This window comes from Paraburkholderia aspalathi (assembly GCF_900116445.1).
GTDB lineage: Bacteria > Pseudomonadota > Gammaproteobacteria > Burkholderiales > Burkholderiaceae > Paraburkholderia > Paraburkholderia aspalathi.
The window spans coordinates 1-3380 of record NZ_FPBH01000079.1; the positions used below are offsets into that span (position 1 = coordinate 1).

At 61.7% G+C, this 3380-nt stretch carries 4 protein-coding genes; all 4 read left to right on the forward strand.

Annotated elements, in window-relative coordinates; all coding sequences use genetic code 11:
• The first annotated feature begins 85 nt into the window (after positions 1-85).
• Positions 86-550: an IS66-like element accessory protein TnpA gene (gene tnpA / locus BM438_RS44325; protein ID WP_093647878.1), complete on the forward strand. Its 465-nt coding sequence runs from the start codon at positions 86-88 to the stop codon at positions 548-550.
• Positions 550-903 carry an IS66 family insertion sequence element accessory protein TnpB gene (gene tnpB, locus BM438_RS44330; protein ID WP_062170938.1) on the forward strand — a complete coding sequence of 118 codons (354 nt, stop codon included), beginning with the start codon at positions 550-552 and terminating at the stop codon, positions 901-903. Before tnpA ends, tnpB begins: the two co-directional genes overlap by 1 nt.
• Before the next feature lie 90 nt (positions 904-993).
• Positions 994-2586, forward strand: a complete 1593-nt coding sequence (gene tnpC / locus BM438_RS44335; protein ID WP_093647880.1) for an IS66 family transposase — start codon at positions 994-996, stop codon at positions 2584-2586.
• Between the two features lie 131 nt (positions 2587-2717).
• Positions 2718-3317, forward strand: coding sequence for a plasmid pRiA4b ORF-3 family protein (locus BM438_RS44340; RefSeq protein WP_093647883.1), 600 nt, complete (start codon positions 2718-2720; stop codon positions 3315-3317).
• The last annotated feature ends 63 nt before the right edge of the window (positions 3318-3380 follow it).

A 3380-nucleotide genomic window follows, 5' to 3' on the forward strand; every position in this document is an offset into this window, starting at 1 on the left:
GTAAGCGCGCGATTTCGCACACCTAGCTTCCGTTATTGATAAGGCTCACGATTGCGTCCGCAACCCAACTTTGCGGACGCAATCCATGACAGAAGATGACCTGAGCTTTTTGCCTTTGCGTGTGACGCGTGTTGGTGTCGGCGGCAAGCGAAGCTTCGACCCGGCGGACAAACGACGGCTGATCGAAGCCTGTCTGCGGCCAGGCGCCTCACTATCGGCCCTCGCCCTTAAGGCTGGCGTGAATGCCAACCAGTTGCATAAATGGGTCCAGGCGCGTGAACACTCCCGGCCCCCGATCGGGCACAACGAGCCAGTCGCGTCGTCGGCGTTTGTTTCGGTGGTCGCGATCGACGGGCCGACAACGGTCATGGCGTCCGCGCCCGCGTCGCACCGCGCCACCAGAGCAGAATCATCCTGCGTTTCGCCACGCTCAACACGAGCGGCACGGCTGTCGGCTCATCTGCCCAACGGCGTGAAGCTTGAGCTCGAATGTTCATCTGACGACGTGGCAATCGTAAATGCGATAGTTGTCGCATTGGGAGCGCGCTGATGTTCCGCTTCGAGGCGGACCTGACGGTCTTCCTGCATCGCGAACCGATCGACTTCCGGGCCGGCATCAATAGTCTCGTGACGCTCGTCGAGCAGTCCATGCAGCTCGATCCGTTTGCGCGCGCTGTGTTCGCCTTCCACAACCGCAAACGCAACCGGGTCAAACTGCTGTTCTACGATCGCAACGGTTTCTGGATGATGTTGAGGCGCCTCGAGGAAGACCACTTCGTATGGCCACGCCGGCAGCAGACCGTAGTCAAGCTGACGAGCGAGCAGTTGCACTGGCTCCTGGAGGGCATCGACATTGATGCTGTGCGCCGCCACCCGGTACGGTCGTACCATCACGCCAGCTGAGCGTTGGGCGTCGGAGGTCAGTATCAGCCGGCCAGCCTGTTACAAATTCCCGTAAACCCATCGCGGGCGACACTTCGCTATCGTGGGGGCATGAACGAAGACGAATTCTCCCGATTGCCTCCGGCCGCCCAGGCCTATATCCGTGAACTCGAGGCACGAAACCGGCAACTGGGCGAACGGATTGCCCAACTGGAGGAGCAGTTCCGTCTGGCGCAGAGCAAGCGCTTCGCGCCGAGCAGCGAGAAGCTCCGGGATCGCGTCTTCGACGAGGCCGAACAGATCGCCGCCACCGAACCCGACGATGACACCGACGGTACCGAAGACACGTTCGCACTGCCCGATACTGGCCTGCCGGATGCACCTGGGCCGGCGCGAAGCCGGCCCGGACGCAAACCGCTGCCGGCACACCTGCCACGCCAGCGCATCGAATACGACCTGCCGGAAGACCAGAAGGTCTGTCCGTGCTGCGCGCAAGCGCTGCACCGCATGGGCGAAGAGGTCAGCGAACAGTTGCATATCGAGGTGAAGGCATCGGTGCTGCAGCACGTGCGCTTCAAGTACGCGTGCCGCCACTGCGAACGCCATGCCGAGCGTACGCCGGTGATCACCGCACCGATGCCAGCGCAGCCGTTGCCGGGCAGCAATGCCAGTGCGGCGATGATCGCCACCGTCACAGCGGGGAAGTACGTCGACGGTACGCCGCTGTACCGGATGGCCCACGCGCTGGCTCGCGCGGACATCGAAGTCAGACGCGGCACGCTGGCGAACTGGATCATCCGGCCCGCAGAGCTGCACTACAGCCGGCTGTACGACGCACTGCGCAGGACACTGCTGTCGCAGCCGCTGATCCACGGTGACGAGACAACAGTGCAGGTGCTCAAGGAGCCCGGCAAGACCGCGCAAAGCACATCGTATATGTGGGTGTACCGCAGTGCTGAAGACTGTCCGGAACCGGTGGTGCTGTTCGACTACCAGCCGGGGCGCGGGCAGGAACATCCCCAGGCGTTCCTCGCCGGCTACGAAGGTCTCCTGATGACCGACGGCTATGCCGCCTGGCGCACACTCGAAGGCGCGACGCACTTCGGCTGTCTGGCGCACGCCCGCCGGGTCTTCGTCGACGCCCTCAAGGGCATGAAGAAACCCGGCGGTCGTGCCGCGCAGGCACTGGAGTACTTCAAGGCGCTGTATCAGGTCGAGACGCTGGCCAAAGACGATCTGCCGGAAGGCGAAACACGGGACGCCTACACGTACCGGCTGCGCCAGCAACACAGCGCACCGCTGCTGGCGTCCCTGAAGGCGTGGCTCGACGAACAGGCCCCACAGGTCCTGCCCGAGAGCCTGCTGGGAAAGGCGATCAGTTATACGCGCAACCAATGGGATTACCTGAGCCGCTACGTCACCGATGGGCGCGCCCCCGTGGACAATAACGTGATCGAGCGCGACATCCGACCCTTCTGCACAGGGAGAAAGGCCTGGCTCTTTGCAGACACGGTCGCCGGTGCGAAGGCGAGCGCCATGATCTACAGCCTGATGCTCACGTGCCGGGCGTGCAACGTCGAACCTTATGCATATCTCTTGCATGTGCTCACCGAGCTGCCGCAAAGGTCGCCCGAAGCAGACATCACCGATCTTCTGCCGTTCAACTTCGCGATGCGACCCACTTCGACGCGAACATCCGCTTGACGCGATTGGTGTCGGTTTCCGGACAGCGCACAGCATAGGTCCCGGCACGCAGCACGGCAGGCGCAGTCGATTGCGACGCCAGGCGATAATCGAATTCTGTCTGCGTCCAATACGATGCTTTGCACGAATCCATGACCAAGTCCTACACCATCTACACACTTCACGCGCAGATCCGTGACATCGAACCGCCCGTCTGGCGACGGATCCACGTCGACGGCAACATCACCTTGCGCAAGCTGCATCACATCCTGCAAGCCGCATTTGGGTGGACTGACTCGCATTTGCATGACTTTGAGATCGACGGGCGGACTTACGCGATGGGCGACAACGACAACATGCTCGATCTGTTTGCTGAAGATCCCGAAATGCTGGATGACCGCAAGGCGCGGTTATACCGGCTTGCATACCCGGGACACCGGTTCCTCTATCGATATGACTTTGGCGATGACTGGCATCATGACATTCACGTGGAAGAAGTCACTCAAACGGACCATGAGCCGCACAGCGAGGCGTGGATTGGTGCTGGAGAACGTGCCTGTCCGCCCGAGGACGTGGGTGGCACGTACGGATATGCAGAGATGTTGCGCGTTCTAAGCGTCGACCCAGATGGCGACGAAGCGACGCGGTACAGAACATGGGCGGGAGACGACTTCGATGCCGAACTGTTCGACCGACGGGCAGCCAATGCGACGCTGCTGCGCATGGCGTGGAACAACTGGGGCAAAAAGTAGACAGGCTTGAACCCCTGTTCTCCGCCGCATCTGACGATCCGGTGTGCTTTAACTAGCGCTTAC

What these genes read in the sequence shown, in the direction of transcription:
- tnpB (WP_062170938.1), top strand. Translation starts at nt 550, where the DNA reads ATGTTCCGCTTCGAGGCGGACCTGACGGTCTTCCTGCATCGCGAACCG.
- tnpC (WP_093647880.1), top strand. Translation starts at nt 994, where the DNA reads ATGAACGAAGACGAATTCTCCCGATTGCCTCCGGCCGCCCAGGCCTAT.
- tnpA (WP_093647878.1), top strand. Translation starts at nt 86, where the DNA reads ATGACAGAAGATGACCTGAGCTTTTTGCCTTTGCGTGTGACGCGTGTT.
- BM438_RS44340 (WP_093647883.1), top strand. Translation starts at nt 2,718, where the DNA reads ATGACCAAGTCCTACACCATCTACACACTTCACGCGCAGATCCGTGAC.